This window comes from Pseudovibrio sp. Ad13 (assembly GCF_001623225.1).
Classification (GTDB): domain Bacteria; phylum Pseudomonadota; class Alphaproteobacteria; order Rhizobiales; family Stappiaceae; genus Pseudovibrio.
Map to the genome: position 1 here is coordinate 14,410 of NZ_LMCC01000023.1, position 15,028 is coordinate 29,437.

At 48.5% G+C, this 15,028-nt stretch carries 16 protein-coding genes; 10 read left to right on the plus strand and 6 right to left on the minus strand.

All coding sequences use genetic code 11. The features are described from left to right. Positions 1–8 precede the first annotated feature (8 nt). Positions 9–2,171, minus strand: coding sequence for a molybdopterin cofactor-binding domain-containing protein (locus tag PsAD13_RS25120; protein WP_063319828.1), 2,163 nt, complete (start codon positions 2,169–2,171; stop codon positions 9–11). Between the two features lies 1 nt (position 2,172). Further along, positions 2,173–2,634: a (2Fe-2S)-binding protein gene (locus PsAD13_RS25125; RefSeq protein ID WP_063319829.1), complete on the minus strand. Its 462-nt coding sequence runs from the start codon at positions 2,632–2,634 to the stop codon at positions 2,173–2,175. Positions 2,635–2,909: 275 nt separating this feature from the next. Here PsAD13_RS25125 and PsAD13_RS27900 point away from each other — a divergent pair, with 275 nt between their 5' ends. Together PsAD13_RS27900 and PsAD13_RS25130 are read left to right on the plus strand one after the other, a co-directional pair. Beyond that, on the plus strand, positions 2,910–3,053 hold the full coding sequence (locus tag PsAD13_RS27900) for a hypothetical protein (RefSeq protein WP_193777099.1): 144 nt from the start codon (positions 2,910–2,912) through the stop codon (positions 3,051–3,053). Between the two features lie 6 nt (positions 3,054–3,059). Beyond that, positions 3,060–3,344, plus strand: coding sequence for a multicopper oxidase domain-containing protein (locus tag PsAD13_RS25130; RefSeq protein ID WP_084404821.1), 285 nt, complete (start codon positions 3,060–3,062; stop codon positions 3,342–3,344). A 127-nt stretch (positions 3,345–3,471) separates the two neighbouring features. Here the strand turns inward: PsAD13_RS25130 and add are convergent, their stop codons facing one another. Together add and PsAD13_RS25140 are read right to left on the minus strand one after the other, a co-directional pair. Beyond that, positions 3,472–4,476: an adenosine deaminase gene (gene add, locus PsAD13_RS25135; protein WP_063319831.1), complete on the minus strand. Its 1,005-nt coding sequence runs from the start codon at positions 4,474–4,476 to the stop codon at positions 3,472–3,474. Beyond that, on the minus strand, positions 4,473–5,399 hold the full coding sequence (locus tag PsAD13_RS25140) for a nucleoside hydrolase (RefSeq protein ID WP_063319832.1): 927 nt from the start codon (positions 5,397–5,399) through the stop codon (positions 4,473–4,475). Before PsAD13_RS25140 ends, add begins: the two co-directional genes overlap by 4 nt. Positions 5,400–5,497: 98 nt before the next feature. Between PsAD13_RS25140 and PsAD13_RS25145 the strand changes: the two genes are divergently transcribed. The 8 genes from PsAD13_RS25145 to PsAD13_RS25180 all read left to right on the plus strand — a co-directional run bounded on the left by PsAD13_RS25145 (position 5,498) and on the right by PsAD13_RS25180 (position 12,813). Then, a complete protein-coding gene (locus PsAD13_RS25145; RefSeq protein ID WP_275497063.1) occupies positions 5,498–6,373 on the plus strand; it encodes a LysR family transcriptional regulator in 876 nt (291 codons plus the stop codon). Between the two features lie 284 nt (positions 6,374–6,657). After that, a complete protein-coding gene (locus PsAD13_RS25150) occupies positions 6,658–7,773 on the plus strand; it encodes a spermidine/putrescine ABC transporter substrate-binding protein (protein WP_063289888.1) in 1,116 nt (371 codons plus the stop codon). A 29-nt stretch (positions 7,774–7,802) separates the two neighbouring features. After that, positions 7,803–8,657, plus strand: coding sequence for an ABC transporter permease (locus PsAD13_RS25155; RefSeq protein WP_063319834.1), 855 nt, complete (start codon positions 7,803–7,805; stop codon positions 8,655–8,657). Continuing rightward, positions 8,657–9,454, plus strand: coding sequence for an ABC transporter permease (locus PsAD13_RS25160; RefSeq protein WP_063319835.1), 798 nt, complete (start codon positions 8,657–8,659; stop codon positions 9,452–9,454). Before PsAD13_RS25155 ends, PsAD13_RS25160 begins: the two co-directional genes overlap by 1 nt. Then, a complete protein-coding gene (locus PsAD13_RS25165; RefSeq protein ID WP_244275211.1) occupies positions 9,454–10,587 on the plus strand; it encodes an ABC transporter ATP-binding protein in 1,134 nt (377 codons plus the stop codon). The genes PsAD13_RS25160 and PsAD13_RS25165 overlap by 1 nt, the downstream gene beginning before the upstream one ends. Positions 10,588–10,601: 14 nt before the next feature. Continuing rightward, entirely contained in the window at positions 10,602–11,288 is a 687-nt protein-coding gene (locus PsAD13_RS25170; RefSeq protein ID WP_063319836.1) for a GDSL-type esterase/lipase family protein, read from the plus strand. Between the two features lie 103 nt (positions 11,289–11,391). Then, positions 11,392–11,778 (plus strand): hypothetical protein, encoded by a 387-nt coding sequence (locus PsAD13_RS25175; RefSeq protein ID WP_063319837.1) that lies wholly within the window; start codon positions 11,392–11,394, stop codon positions 11,776–11,778. Positions 11,779–11,916: 138 nt separating this feature from the next. Further along, positions 11,917–12,813 carry a LysR family transcriptional regulator gene (locus PsAD13_RS25180; RefSeq protein ID WP_063319838.1) on the plus strand — a complete coding sequence of 299 codons (897 nt, stop codon included), beginning with the start codon at positions 11,917–11,919 and terminating at the stop codon, positions 12,811–12,813. 91 nt (positions 12,814–12,904) lie between these two features. On the opposite strand, the gene PsAD13_RS25185 is transcribed toward PsAD13_RS25180, so the two are convergent. Both PsAD13_RS25185 and PsAD13_RS25190 read right to left on the minus strand, forming a co-directional pair. Then, a complete protein-coding gene (locus tag PsAD13_RS25185; protein WP_063319855.1) occupies positions 12,905–13,579 on the minus strand; it encodes an NAD(P)H-dependent oxidoreductase in 675 nt (224 codons plus the stop codon). A gap of 181 nt (positions 13,580–13,760) precedes the next feature. After that, a complete protein-coding gene (locus PsAD13_RS25190; protein WP_193777101.1) occupies positions 13,761–15,020 on the minus strand; it encodes an amidase family protein in 1,260 nt (419 codons plus the stop codon). Positions 15,021–15,028: the final 8 nt, after the last annotated feature.

The window sequence follows — 15,028 nt, forward strand, 5'->3', positions numbered from 1 at the left end:
CTGGTCGTTCAGACGAATTCAACACCATTAGTAGACATCGGTAGATGTGATACTCTGACACCCGTAGCCGCAATCGCATTTGCTAACGCAGGACCCGCTGGGGGTGTCCCGGGTTCTCCAACACCTGTTGGCGGCTCCACAGAAGGCATTATGAATGTGTCTATTGCACCAATATCGTTGATCCGGAGAGGTTCATAATCAGGGAAATTGAACTGGTCGACTTCCCCATTCGTGAAGGTAATTTCATCGCGCATAATATGGCCGATGCCAAACCCAATTCCACCTTCCATCTGTGCCTCAATTACATTCGGGTTTACTGGAACTCCACAGTCGACTGCACAAGTGATCCTTTCAATTTTTACACCGTCGTTTGCATTCCCGGAGATCTCAACAACTTCAGCAACATAGGTATGGAATGATTTATGTATTGCGACTCCTCGAGATCGGCCTTCAGGCACTTGTCCATCCCAATCGGACTTTTGTGCTACTAGCCGGAGAACGCTTGCCAGCCGTTTCTGATCGGGACTATCCCCCATCAAATAAGATAGACGGTAGCTCACCGGATCCTGTCCTGCTGCTGCTGCCGCCATGTCCATCATACTCTCCATCACATAGGCGGTATGACTATGACCAACTGAACGCCACCAGTTCACGGTTATTGGAGATCGTTCATCAGTACCCCCCACATAATGGCCAGGTATCGAGTATGGAGTATCGGTAATCCCTTCTACGGATCCGAGGTCAATGCCATCAAGTACCATTCGTCTCTCTAGGAATGAACCTTTGAAGATTGCACGTCCAGAAACTCGGTGATCCCAACCAACTATCCGGCCCGTGCCGTCTAAACCCATCCTGACTTTATGCGCAACTGCCGGACGATAGTACCCGCCTTTGATATCGTCTTCGCGCGACCAGACAAGCTTCACTGGAGTTTCGCCGCCAAAGAGCAAAAAGGCCATTGCGACTTCCCGGTGATAATCCGCCCCGGTATTGGCGCGTCGTCCAAACGAACCTCCAGCAAATAATGTTTCAATCTTGATTTGCTTAGGTTCGAGTTGAAGCATGCGGGATAGCACCGCTTGAGCACCTGAGGGCGTTTGGCACCCATCATATAAGATCACACCTGTCTCAGTCCTGGCTAGCGTACAGGTCAACGGTTCCATCGGAGCATGCGCAAGATGTGGAAAATAGAACTCTTGCTCAATTACTTGAGTGGCGTTTTCTAATGCAGAAGCTGTGCCAGCTATCGATCCTTTAGCATGATATTCGGGATCTGAGTTGACTGTTGATAGTAGATCGGCTCGCATTTCATCTGACGAACGGTTTTCAGCCTTGGAAAAATCCCATTCAGCTATGATCAGATCTCGTGCCTGAAAAGCAGCCCAAGTGCTCTTGGCGAACACAGCAACACCATCACCATTTGGCAAAGCATGTGCTCTTAGAAAACCAGGATTATCCACGACATTAGCGACATCAAATGAAGTCAACTTACCGCCAAATCTCGGACTGCGTAGGATTACTGCAGTAACTTGGTCGTCAAGGTGCATGTCCATGGCATACTTTGCTGCACCAGTAACCTTTTCTTTATTGTCGATACGGCCAATTTCTGGATTACCGATCTGTGTAAAAGCTTCTGATGATTTCAACTGTGGCTTAGCGGGCACAGGAAATTGGGCTGCTTCAACTACAAAGCGTCCCATTGGTGCAGATTTGCCGATACTGCTTAATACACCATTATTTAAATTTACGTTCTCTGGAGATACCTGCCATGATCTGGCTGCCGCAGATATCAGCATTTCTCGTGCAGCAGCTCCTGCAGAGCGATAATGGATATACGCATCACGCATTGATCCTGAGCCACCTGTGGCCATGAAACCGTTACGGCCATAAACATCAGCTGCTGCAGGTGCGAACTCCATGCGTATTTCAGCTAGTGGAAAGTTCAATTCTTCAGCGACTAACGTGGACAGGCCGGTTGCGGTGCCTTGGCCGCATTCAAAGTGTCGTACAATTACTGTCACGGTGCCATCAACTGAAATCCGGACAAAAGGAGTAAACTCCGCATCACTGTGCTCTTTTGCTGATAACACATCCGCCCCTAGTCCAAGGACCAGTGATGAAGCCGCAGCACCAACCTTCAAAAATGAGCGACGAGAAATCTCTGAAACCATGTTAGCTCTCCAGTATTTCGGAAGCACGCTGTACAGCTGCTCGGATCCGCTGGTAAGTGGCGCAGCGGCAGGCGTTGCCCCACATGTAATCATTGATGTCTGCCTCATCAGGACGAGGATTGCGCGACAACAGGCTAATTGCGGACATAATTTGTCCTGACTGACAATAACCGCACTGCACGACACTAAGTTCTTCCCAGGCTTGCTGGACTGACTGTGCAACTCGACCTCGTGCGCCTTCGATTGTTGTGATACTTGCACCTTCGGCATCTTCGATAGGAACTTGACAAGATCGTGTTGGCTCGCCGTTGATATGGACAGTACAAGCGCCGCAAGAAGCAACGCCGCAACCATACTTAGTGCCTGTCAGTCGAAGGTTGTCGCGAAGAACCCAGAGAACTGGAGTTTCAGGGTCTGCCTCCACCGTTTTCTTAATACCATTAACAGTGATACTAAAATTCATCGAATTAGCCCTTGTTCAGTCGGTCTGGACTGGGTGTAGGATCATTACGATTATTTGTCTAAGGAATTTTGCAGATAAGCTAAATTCGAAATTTGCATAGATAAAGCACTAAGAGGCTGTATCGTGTATAGAACTGCTATCCAAAAGGTTGGCCAACAACCACTGCTGTAATTGACAGGCTAAACGCGGCTTCACTGCCAACTCACCTTGCTGTTTAGTCTGCGATAAACCCCAAATCTGCCCAACGTATTCGCAGTTTTGATCTGGGCGAGGACGTGTCAGAGCATCTTTCATCCCTAGCTCCAACCCTCGGCAATCGGTGTTATGGCAAAGGACAAATCGCGATGGGGATTAATGATCGTCCGATGGACATGAATTTCATCAATGAGATCGTACATACAGGTGAATATGAGATCTAGCGGGTAATCTCTCAGGACGGGACATATCCATTCTATGTTCACGGTGGTTCTTACCGCATTTTGAAGCAAATGGGAGAAACGTCTCCTGACTACGCAAGCGGCTGGAAGGATATGATTTATGCAGCGCCTGGCTCAGTTTCAGAGCTGCTGGTCAAATTCGACCAAAAAGCAGTTAGCAAGTCCCCATACATGTACCACTGTCATATCCTCAAGCATGAGGATTGCGGCATGATGGGTCAGTTCACTGTTGAAGACAACGCCACACCGTACTCAGCTCCCGTAGCAGTCTGACACGATTTATAAGTCCAATGGTCAGATGTAATCGCTTGGAGCTTATTGACTGATCGAATAGCCTGAGAAACTTGTTTTGTCAGGCTATTCAAGTGAGTGGCGAGTTAGCAGGGATGACAGAGCTTCTTTATCCAGCCACTTCCTTCGCAAAAGTCGCCAGTTTCTGGCCGACACTCAGTTTAATGTCATCCGGTGCGAAGCTTGCGCCCAACGCTGAGTGAGAGCTGTTGAGCAAATCCTGCTCTGTCCAACCAAGAGCTTCTTGCACACGCTCATATTCTTGAGTGAGAGAGAGATTAGTTGTGGTGCGGGCGTCTGTATTGAGGCTGAGAGTAACGCCAGCATCTTTCAACTGGTTCAAGCTGTGGTCCTTCAACTGCGAGAAGATATCTGTTTGGACATTACAGCTGGGACAAACCTCCAGATGAATACCATCATTCACCACACGCTCCAAAACCCGAGGATCTTCAACACAGCGGACGCCATGACCGATACGGCTGACAGATAGCTTATCCAATGTTTCCTGCACGCTGCCAGCACCGCGCGCCTCTCCTGCATGGGCGATTGTATTTAGCCCCAACGTGTTTGCACGGCGAAAAGCTCCAATATGCTCATCGAGCGGAAAGTTGGCCTCATCCGCAGCCAAATCCAACGCCACTACACCTTGCGTTTGATAACGGGCGACAAGGTCAACCACGTCAAAGCTTTGCTCTGCTTTAAAGTGACGCAGCGTGCAAAGGATCAGCCGACAATAGATTCCTTCCCGTTTACTGCTTTCAAACATCTGGCTTAGCACAATCTCCACGACTTCTTCTGGTCGCAGACCGTTACGAGTGTGTAAATGCGGCGCAAAGCGGATTTCTGCATAGATTACGTTATCTGCTGTCAGCTGGCGGATCATTCCGTCAACGCTAATCTGCAAGGCCATCTTCGTTTGTAATAGCACCAATGCAGGATCGATACATGCCAAAAACTGTGTGAGATCCGCGCATTTTTCAGGCGCAATGAAGGCTTCGCAATAGTCTTGAAAAGTCATACCTGATTGGAGGCGAACCACGGTTTCAAAATCGAGACTACAATCAATATGTGTGTGCAGCTCCACTTTGGGCATGGAAAGAACATTTAGAGTCATTTCAATGCCTCCATCAGCATCTGCCAGAATACCGTTCTGTTAGCTGCTTGCGCCACTCTTGTTGTTTTGGGTGTATCCTGGCAATGCCTGTCATTGAGGATGGTGAACCCTCTGGCAGGACCGTCCTGGCAGATAACGCTGACTGCATAAGGCTTTGTCGCTGTGACCACATATGGATTGATTGCGGCAGCAAGAGTAATTGGATCTGGCAAGTCAAAACCAACCACGCCTGAGGTTGAAGCGCAAAACGCACGGAGTACTTTTTGCGAGTTAACTGCAATTTCAGCTTTTACTGAACCGAGCGCAAGCAACTCTTCAGCCTCCTGATCAGAAATACTCGCATATTTGCGAGAAATGTCCCATCCAACCATCACCTTGGGAATGGATGAACGAAAAACCACGTCGGCAGCCTCCGGGTCAGCCCAAATGTTGTACTCCGAGACGGGCGTGACATTGCCATAGCAATCACCAGTGCCGCCCATGATGGTCATCTTTGCAATATTGCCTGCAAAATCAGGATCCAACTTCAACGCCAGTGCAATGTTGGTGAGCGGGCCAAGCGTGACCACCTCCAGCTCTCCTTTATGTTCCTGAGCTGCCTTCGCCAGAGCAACTGCAGCAGGAACACAAGATAAGTTAGGCGTACTTATTTCCAATCCGATATCACCCATCCCATCTTCACCATGGATGTATTGAGCTGTCTTCAGCGGCCTGCACAGCGGACTAGCAGCGCCTTCGTGAATGGCTGTGTCAAATTCACAGAGCCGAGCAATGTAGGACGCGTTGCGAGAGGACAAATTCACCGGCACATTTCCGGCAACTGTGCTGATGCCTGTAATCCGTTCCGGCGCCAGGGATATAGCTATCATCAGTGCAACTGCATCATCCGATGCTGTATCCGTATCAATCCAGAGCTTGTTCAAAGTTGCCTCCTATACTTTCTTATTTGACTATTAGGCTGCTATAACTCAGATGATAATCGAATATTTGGGATTATGACTTGAGTAATAGGAAAGTAAATTTGCTGGGTAGGCTTCCCTCTCTCAGAGCTTTTGAGGCGATTGTGAGATGCGGAAACATAGCAGCGGCGGCGGATGAGCTGTGTGTTACCGAAGGTGCGGTCAGCAAACACATCAAAGCACTGGAAGCGGAACTAAGGGCCAAGTTGTTCATCCGCGTTTCACGCCGCAACCAGCCGACACCAGCCGGAGAAAGGTTATTTCAGGAGACTCGAAGCGCCTTTGCTTTACTGCGGCAGGCCGAACAGAGTTTTTCTCACGACCTTTCAAACAGACCCTTCGTACTAGCTGCTCCTTCTACCAGCCTGCTGCGTGTAATCATCCCAAACGCCCGTCTGATACAAGAGGCCATTGGTGATCGCCCGTTGCAGTTCGTAGCAGATGATACACATTACGGCGCAGTGGATGCTTCTTACTCCCTCAGCCTGAGAGTTGAGGAGGTCCCCGATGTAAGCAATATGCTCCTGAAACTTGCAGATGAAGAGTTTGGATTGGTGATCTCACCGCTGCTGTTGTCGTCAGAAGCAAACGATCCAGCCCACACCCTCACTCACTACAATCGTCTGCTTCCAAAAGACAGGCCGCATATATGGGAGAACTGGGTGGAGGAAAGCGGCGTTTCTCTGGAGCCAGCCGAAAACACAATCTACTTCGATGAGATGTACTTGGCCCTTCAGGGCGCCGAAGCCAGCCTCGGTCCCACAATCGCACCTCGGCCCCTCGTCACAGAAGCAATCGAAAACAATCGCCTCTGCGCACCCTTCGGCTTCCATCAACGCAAAGGAGCCTACTTCGTCATAGCTCCGCTGGAGACCGAACTAGATCCGGACTTCCATCGTGTGGGGGACGTTTTGACGAGAATGTTTAAGTCAACTTAGGGGGAGGTTATTCTACCTGCAGATACCGCTAGCTTTCTTGCTGGTATGTTTAATTGTAGCAGCTTTCCTTTGTACTTTGGGATTTATAAAAAGGTAACTTCTTCTTCTCGATAGGGTGATATTTACAAGTTAGGCAGGACTTACTTCGTATCCAGAAGTTTACTATCAAATAAAACCTACAATACGCTCATCAGAATGAAAAATTCTGAGCATGGCATGAATTCTGCTCGTTTGCCGTCTTTACCCTGTGTTCCCATAGTTTCTGAACCATTAGGGAGGGAACAATGGTTCAGAAATTTTCATGTAGTCGCCGTTTGTTTATCAAATCAGGCGCGGCAGCAACCGGCGCACTAGCTATGCCCAATATATTGCGCGCTCAAACCATAACTGAGTTGACCATGTTGGCGTGGTATGGGCAGGCGGAGCCTGACGCTGTCGCTGAGTTTGAGGAATTAAATCGCGTAAAGATTACACCAAAGTACTACGTTGGCGGCGAGCAGATGTTGGCGCTGCTAAGCCAATCTCCGCGTGGCACTTATGATCTGGTCCATGCGGATGCTGAGTACGTGCATCAATTGGTAGCTGCTGATTTTGTAGAACAGTTGGACCCTTCAGACTACCCTCTCGATGATTTCTTTCATGAGTTCCATAAATTCCCAGGCCACTGGGTTGATGACAAACTTTACGCCATGATCAGCCGGTTTGGTTTTCTGGGTATCTCTCACAATTTAGACGCTGTTTCTCGCAAAGAAGCTTCTAGCTACAAACTCCTATGGGATACAAAACTGAAGGATAAGATCGGTCATTTCGATTGGCATTTGCCCAATCTTGGCGTGCTTAGTCAGTACAATGGTAACGAAGCCCCTTTCAATCTTTCAGAGGCCGGGTGGAGTAAACTTAAAGAGACGACACTGGAACTAAAGCCGCAGGTGCGCGGATTTTATGATTACGGCGGTGTGCTCTCTTCGCTAAAGAGCGGCGAAGTCTCTGTAATGCCAGGTATTGGTGAATGGATCACCGGAGTTTTACGCCGCGATGGGGCCAATGTTACTACTACCATCCCAGAGGAAGGAGGCCTTCAGTTTACTGAGTCCTTCTCAATCGGCAAAGGTTCTCGCAAGGCAGAACTGGCTCGCAAATTTATCCAATATATGGCAGGGCCCGAAGGTCAATTTCGTCTAGCAAACTTGAATGTGTTCCCGGCAGTTATCCCAAGTAAACGTGGTTGGAAACGAATGATCGAGGAAAGACCCGAGGATGCCCGTCATCTGGGCATGTTTGAAGGATCAGGGAACGCTATGGACCTTATTCGGGCAGGTCGGATCAAAATCCGTAAACTGCCAGTGCAGCAAGATCTGGCAGACTGGAATGACTTCTGGTCCGAATACAAAAGCACCTAGAAACTCAGCGATAATCCCGGAATAACACCATGCAAAAACCCGCGTTATCAGCTCGGAGGTTGCTTTATAGCAGCTTCTGGGTCTCACCCTTACCGTTCTGGCTTACTCTTTTCTTTCTCGGCCCACTTCTTCTTCTGGTTTGGTTGAGTTTCTGGGATGTGCGGAACTTCGTGCTGCAGCCTGATTTCCAACTGGATAATTGGGTGAAAATCCTGAGCGCCAACTATTTCTGGCAGGCATACGGGCGGACATTTCTAGGGGCCTCCTGTGTTGCTGCCATTGCCAGCCTGTTGGCTTTGCCGTGTTCGCTGGCTATTGGTTTTATTTTGTCAACGCGTGCTAAATTAACAGTATTGGGATTGTTCGTAGTGCCCTTCTTCACAAGTTACCTTGTGCGGGTTTACTCATGGCAAATCTACCTGACTGATAAAGGGGTAATATCCAATCTCCTTGCCGCTTTTGGTCTCGAAACCGGAAGCCTCCTTAGCTCAAAGTTTGCGATGCAGGTCGGATACGTCACGCTTACGTTACCTCTGGTGGTAGTGATCCAATCGATCTCTATGCTGTCTTTTGACAGAACACTGATCAACGCGGCTTATAATCTTGGATGTGGCCCAGTAAGGGTGTTTTTCTCAGTCCTTCTGCCGGGTACTCGTGCAGGTCTTATTCTGGGGGCACTCTTTGCTTTCATCTTCAGCTTTGGCGACTTTGTTTCTCCGACCTACATGGGCGGCGGTAAATTCCCAACTCTCGCAATATTGATCACAGACACCGTCAAATCAGGTCAGCAATGGCCACGTGCAGCTGTCATTGCAATCGTGATGATTGGGACACTGCTTATTGTCGCTTTGACGAGTGTTAAACTCGCGTACCGGAGGAAGTAATGCACCTTTCTCAAGCAACAAGAATAACCCTCATGGTCCTGTGCGCAGGTGCTCTTGCGTTTCTCTATGCACCGATTATGGCGAATTTTGTGTTTTCGCTCACGACCGATCGTTTCCCAACGCTTCCTATCTCCGGCTTCTCAACCCAATGGTATGAACTGGCATTTGGGGATGACTTGGTTATTCGAGCATTGCTCAATACAGCGTTGGTTGCTCTTATTGTGGCGCCACTCTCTACGTTTTTGGGGTTCACTGCTGCCTATACTGACTACCGTTTCAATTTTGTTGGTAAGAAGCTGCTGATGGTGTTTGCACTGTTGCCGCCATTGGTGCCTCTTGTCGTCTCTGGTCTGGCTATGCTGGCATATCTTTCCAGAGTGGGCCTCTCGGGCAATCTCTCTGCAATCGTCATCTCCCAGATTGTCCTTGTCTCTCCCTTTGCCATGGCCATTATCCGACTACGCCTCTCTCAGATTGACGACGATCTTGAGTTTGCTGCTCAAAACCTTGGAGCATCAAACTGGAGGGCATTTTGGGAAGTCATCATTCCCTTAACCAAAACGTCCGTTTTTGCGGCATTTTTGCTGAGCTTTGCAGTGTCTTTTGATGAGTATGCCGTCACTTGGTTTGTTGGCGGCCTTAATGAAACAGCATCGGTCCGCGTTCTCAGCTTCCTTCAATCTGCAGTCAGTCCCCGCATCAATGCGATTGGTTCATTCACATTCGTTGTGTCCATGAGCTTAATCCTGTGCGCCCAGTTTATTACTCTGCGCCGGTTTTCAAAGGAGAAACTGTGATGACCGCAAAGATCCAAACAAACACTTCTATGCAGGCTGATGAAAGCCCATCGCAGGATGTACACATCGCGCTTCGGGATATTCGTAAGAACTACGGCAAAGCCGTGGCTATCCGGGACTTGAACCTGAACATTGATCGCGGTCAGTTTACCGCCATCATGGGCCCCTCTGGTTGCGGTAAAAGCACATTACTGCGTTGTCTGGCTGGTCTGGAAAGCATAACTACCGGTGACATTTTGCGCTCTGGCCGTTCCATCAGGCATCAGGAAATCTGGGAACGTGAAATGCCTATGGTATGGCAGTCTCTTGCTCTTTTCCCATTTTTGAGCGTGCTGGAAAACATTGAGTTCGGGCTGCGCATGAGCGGCGTCTCCAAAGGTGAACGCCATCGACGAGCTCATGAGTGGGCATCAAAACTGGGGTTAGATGAATATGTAAACCGTTCAATCGACCAGCTTTCTGGTGGCCAGAGACAACGGGTAGCGCTGGCCAGATGCTTGGTAACTGAACCTTCGATTATTTTGCTGGATGAACCACTTTCCGCACTGGATGCACACCTCTCGTTGCAAATGCAGGCAGAGCTAAAACGCCTGCAGCGCGAGCTGGGAATTACCTTTGTTTATGTAACGCACAGCCACTCCGAAGCATTCTCTATGGCCGACAAAGTCGTGATTATGAACGAAGGCCGAGTTGAGCAGGAAGGCGCACCGCAGGAGATTTACCTCAAACCGGCAACCAGCTTCGTGGCACGGTTCCTTGGTGGCAGCAGCATATTGAGCTGTACGGTTAAATCCACTGAAACGGACGAAGTGCTTGTTGATGGAAAGGATGGCACTTTCAGATGTACCTCAGATGAGTTCAGAACACTTCAGGTTGGCAGCAAGATCAATCTGATTGTGCGCGCTGATCAGATCTCATTGTCACAGGAAAGCGGATGGGCGGACAACGAAGTTTATTGCCGGGTCGTAGGTGAGGAGTTTGTGGGAGCGCTCGTCAACCTACAACTGGAAACAGCATCCGGATCCAAGATTTTCGTACAACTTCAACAGCGTGACTTGAAAACCTTAGACATCGAAGTAGGGGCGGGCGTTTTCGCGAATTGGCACCCAGAAGACTGTCACATCATCAACTGATAAGGAGAAGAAGAATGACCTATAACGTGCTCGTTTATGGTGACTCAAACACGTGGGGCTGGAAGGGAGTTGAGGTTGCCTTCCCAAGTTCACGTTACGCAGATAATGAGAGATGGGCGGGTGTGCTGGCTGCGGAGCTGGGTGATAAGTTCAAAGTAAGTGTGGATGGGTTGACTGTCCGCTCAACTAATCTAGACGAACCAGCCGCATGGAACAGTGTGCCGGCAGATGCCTTCAATGGTGGAAAAAACCTGCCTGCTGCCATCGCTCGCGAAATGCCACTTGATCTTGTTGTCATCATGCTGGGAACCAATGATCTTAAGAATGATCTGGCTCGCAGTGCGGAAGATATCGCTGATGCGATCATTGAAGTTGCCAAGGTTGCAAAGGGGACAGAAGGGGGAGTGGCCTATACCTACAGGGCTCCCGAAGTGCTGGTTATCTCTCCGCCACCTGTTTCGACGATGGCACACCCGGACTTTGCCTTAATGTTTGAAGGCGGACAAGAAAAGTCACGGAAACTTGGGGCAGCGCTGAAAGCTGTAGCTAATGCTGCTGGCATAGAGAGCTTTGATGCAAGCGTAGTCATCCCAAAGGCTGCCGGGCTTGATGGTCTCCATATGTCTGCTGAGCAGCACAAGGTCCTTGGAAGAGCCGTTGCCAAGAAAATTCATGTGATGGCTGACGCTGCCGTAGACTGATCAATAAAGCGAACTTGCTAATAACAACAATAACATAATGCAAGTCAATACAGAGGTGAAGCCTGAAACAACAATGTTTCGGATTGAAAGGGAGGACAAACCTATGAATCTAATCAAGAAAGTCGTCACTGCGGCAGTATTCGCAATACCGTTGGTAGTGGCGCATGGAGAAAGTGCAATGGCAACACAACTCAACGAGGCTAGTGTTTTGGAATATGTAACTTTCACTGCAAAAGCAGGGACTGATGCAGAGAAGTTGGCTCAGGTTGCTGCAAGCATTAACAATAACCTGACAAATGTTTCCGGGTTCGTCGACCGTTATGTTTCACTGCAGGATGATGGGATATGGGTTGAGGTAGTATTCTGGAAAGATTTGCAAAGTGCTAAAGATGGTCTTCAGACATTTTTGGCCGATGACCGAAACAAGCCATTTCTGGATATGGTGAATGCAGATTCCGTGCAAATTACCTATTCTGATCTGAAACATTAAACACAAGCGTACGCAGAGCTGCTCGTTTTTGAGCCCTGCGTACATGCATTTAAAAACAACTGATTTACAACATGCAGATACTCACCTGCTAGTCATGGTATGCTTGCAGGTAGGAAAGTAAGATACAAGGTAACTGAAATGCGCAGACGCATTCCTCCGCTGATCGCTGTCAGAGCATTTGAGGCAGCTGCTCGTCATGGCAGTTTCACAGATGCTGCTGACGAGTTGGCTGTCACACCAACAGCGATCAGTCATCAGATCAGGCATTTGGAGAAGCTGCTTAACCTTCAATTATTCGATCGGAATGGGCGGAACCTTAGCCTGACAGAGCAAGGAAAGCGCATCCTGCCAGAGGTGACACGTGGGTTTGATTGTCTTGCTGCTGCATTCTTCGAAACATACGGGGAAAAAGACAATAAGTCTGTCAATGTTAGCGTAACACGAGAGTTTGCCCGTTATTGGCTATTTCCTCGCTTAAACAATTTTTACGAACGTTTTCCCGATTACGCCGTGAATGTCATTGCTTCTGAAAAATGTACCCCGCTTGATAGTAGCGAGGCTGATCTGGTTATTCGGTATGGCCCGAAAGCCCCCCCCGATAGTGTTGAAATTAATCTGTACAGAGAGGAATATCTGGCTGTTTGTTCACCTAGTATGTTATCGGAAGGCAATCAGATAGAGAACTTGACAAGCAAGCGCTTATTGGATGTGCGTTGGGAGCTATCCAGCCTCAACTCTCCGACATGGAAACGCTGGTTCTCTGAAAATAATAATGAAGGCTATGAGGACTACATAATTTCCAATGTGGATGCCTATAATCTTGCACTTGATGCTGTCATCAGAGGAAATGCTGCAGCGCTGATCAGTAATACCATTTTTGAAGCTCAAGAACTGAATGATAAAATTGTAGTGCTCAATGGAGCAAGGCTACCCGGTTACTTTTACAGAGCAGTTCTAACTATTGGTGGCACTCGCAAAAAAGCAGCACAGAATTTTCTTAGATGGCTTCAAGATGAAGTAGGTGCTACTATCTGAAATTTATAAGATTTGACAGTATTAACGAAGTCTCGAGAGTTTGAGTGCATTTTAAAGTACGGAAGAAGGTCAGTCCTTCTCCCGCGTACTATTAGGCTACAACTGGCTCAAGCTGCTCGCGGAGTGTGGTAGCCAGATTGTGAGTTTTCTCACGCGCAGCGGCCACAGATCTCTCCCAACGTTCATCCTTAAATTCTTCATAGTCTGCACTGATCAAGTGGATGTCCTCTTGAGCGGCGCCAAGGTAATGTGCACAGGCTGCAATTGCTGGGTCGAGTGCGTTTATGTGGAATCTGATCCCTTCCTTCTCAAAACCAAACTCGCCGCGACTGGAAAGGACTACTAGTTTTTTACCGGAAAGAAGTGGTGCAATTGGATAATCTCCGCGCGAAAGATCAAATGAGAAAGTTTCTCCGACCCGCGCAATCAGATCAAACCACGCTTTCAGGCTTGCTGGCATAGAATAATTGTACATTGGTGCACCAAGTACGATTACATCTGCTGCTTTGATTTCCGCAATCAGTTGATCTGACAGGGCGAGCTGCCTTCTCATCTCATCACTACGTTCGGTGGGGGGAGTAAATGCAGCAGCGATCCAGGTTTCAGAAATAAAATGCGGTGGTCGTAAGCCGACATCGCGACGACAGATGACCTCATCCCCGGATTGTTTCCAGTTATCTGCAAACAGTTTGGTCAGGGAACGAGTGATGGAACGTGTTTCTCGTGCGCTCGAGTCAACAATGAGTAGTTCTGGTGCGGATGCCATGATCATCTCCAATTTTTGCATTTATAACTATTCGGAAAAATGGGGTGACGACAAATGATTGAAGATCATCTCAGCATGACATTTCTTCATTATGAACTTTGTTTTGTGGCAAATTAAATTTGCTCTCAACCAACATTCTATACTTTGAAAAAGTGCAGTTTTAAGCCTAAACGCAGCACCTTTAGTTCAGCAAATGCTCAAGATGCAGACCAGCTTGTAAGACTTCATCGTCTGTCCCGTATGCGCCGCAAACAGAGTAACTCAAGCCAGGATCAGCAGGTTTCATCGGTATGGCCAGGGATGGAACGTTAAGGAAGGCTGTGAGCATAGTCAGTTTAAGTACATCTGCATTCTTTCGCTGAAACGTCGCACTGCTCTCTTGGACTTCTGCAAGATTAGGGGGACGACAAGCTACCGTCGGCATCAACATCAGATTACCTGATAAAGTTTCTTGCACAAGTTGGCAGAGCTTGGCACGAGTTGTCATTATATGTTGCAGAGTATCAGCTGAAACTGGGGTAAAGTCCCGCAAGCGTTTTTTGATTTGCGGATCAATCAGCTTATCCTCGAGTGCTACAAGCTGTGTGATCTGCTCATAAGCTTCATGGCCTACAAGTGGCCCAAATTCTGCAAAAAGGGCAAGTGTCTTATCAAAGGTGGGGAATGGTCTGCGTTCGATATCTATCCCGTGCTGTTCTAACAGATTCACAGTATCCCCAAATGCATTGGAAATATCTTCATCAAGAACAGGGTGAGAAAAGACAGGTAAAATGAATTTTTGAGTGAAGGGTGTTGCATTCACCCGTTCTGGCAATGTCCCCCTCATCGCACAGTCAAGGGCTATGATGCCCTCTACGTTGCGGGCCATCGGGCCTAATACATCAAGAGAGGGAGCTAGTGGTACGACACCTTCCATCGCATAACGGCCCATAGTAGGACGATACCCGCAAATACCTTGAAATGCGGCAGGGACACGGGTGGAGCCCGATGTATCTGACCCGATCGCAAGATCGCATAAGCCTGATGCTATGGCGCTTGCGCAGCCTGAAGATGAGCCACCAGGTACAAGTGAAGTATCTAAGGCGTTCTCAGCTGTTCCGAAATGCGGATTTAGCCCAAGACCAGAGAAAGCAAGCTCAGTCATGTTGGCATGGCCAACAGGCATGGCCCCGGCATTAATGATAGCTTCTATCACTGTTGCATTCTCACCTGCCGGTCTCTCAGAAAGCAGTTTCGACCCAGCAGAGGTTGCAAGGCCTTTCAGCGCAATGTTTGCCTTGATCGCGACAACGGCTCCGTCGAGCTGTCCATGACCGCTGCTGGTTATCTTTTTTGGTATTGCCGCCCGACTGAGTTCATGGCGCTGTGCCTTGTTGTCAGAAATAAAAATTGAAGTAAAGGAGGTTGTTGCAAGCTGTGCTTCAAACTCCTCACAACCCATGAATGCTC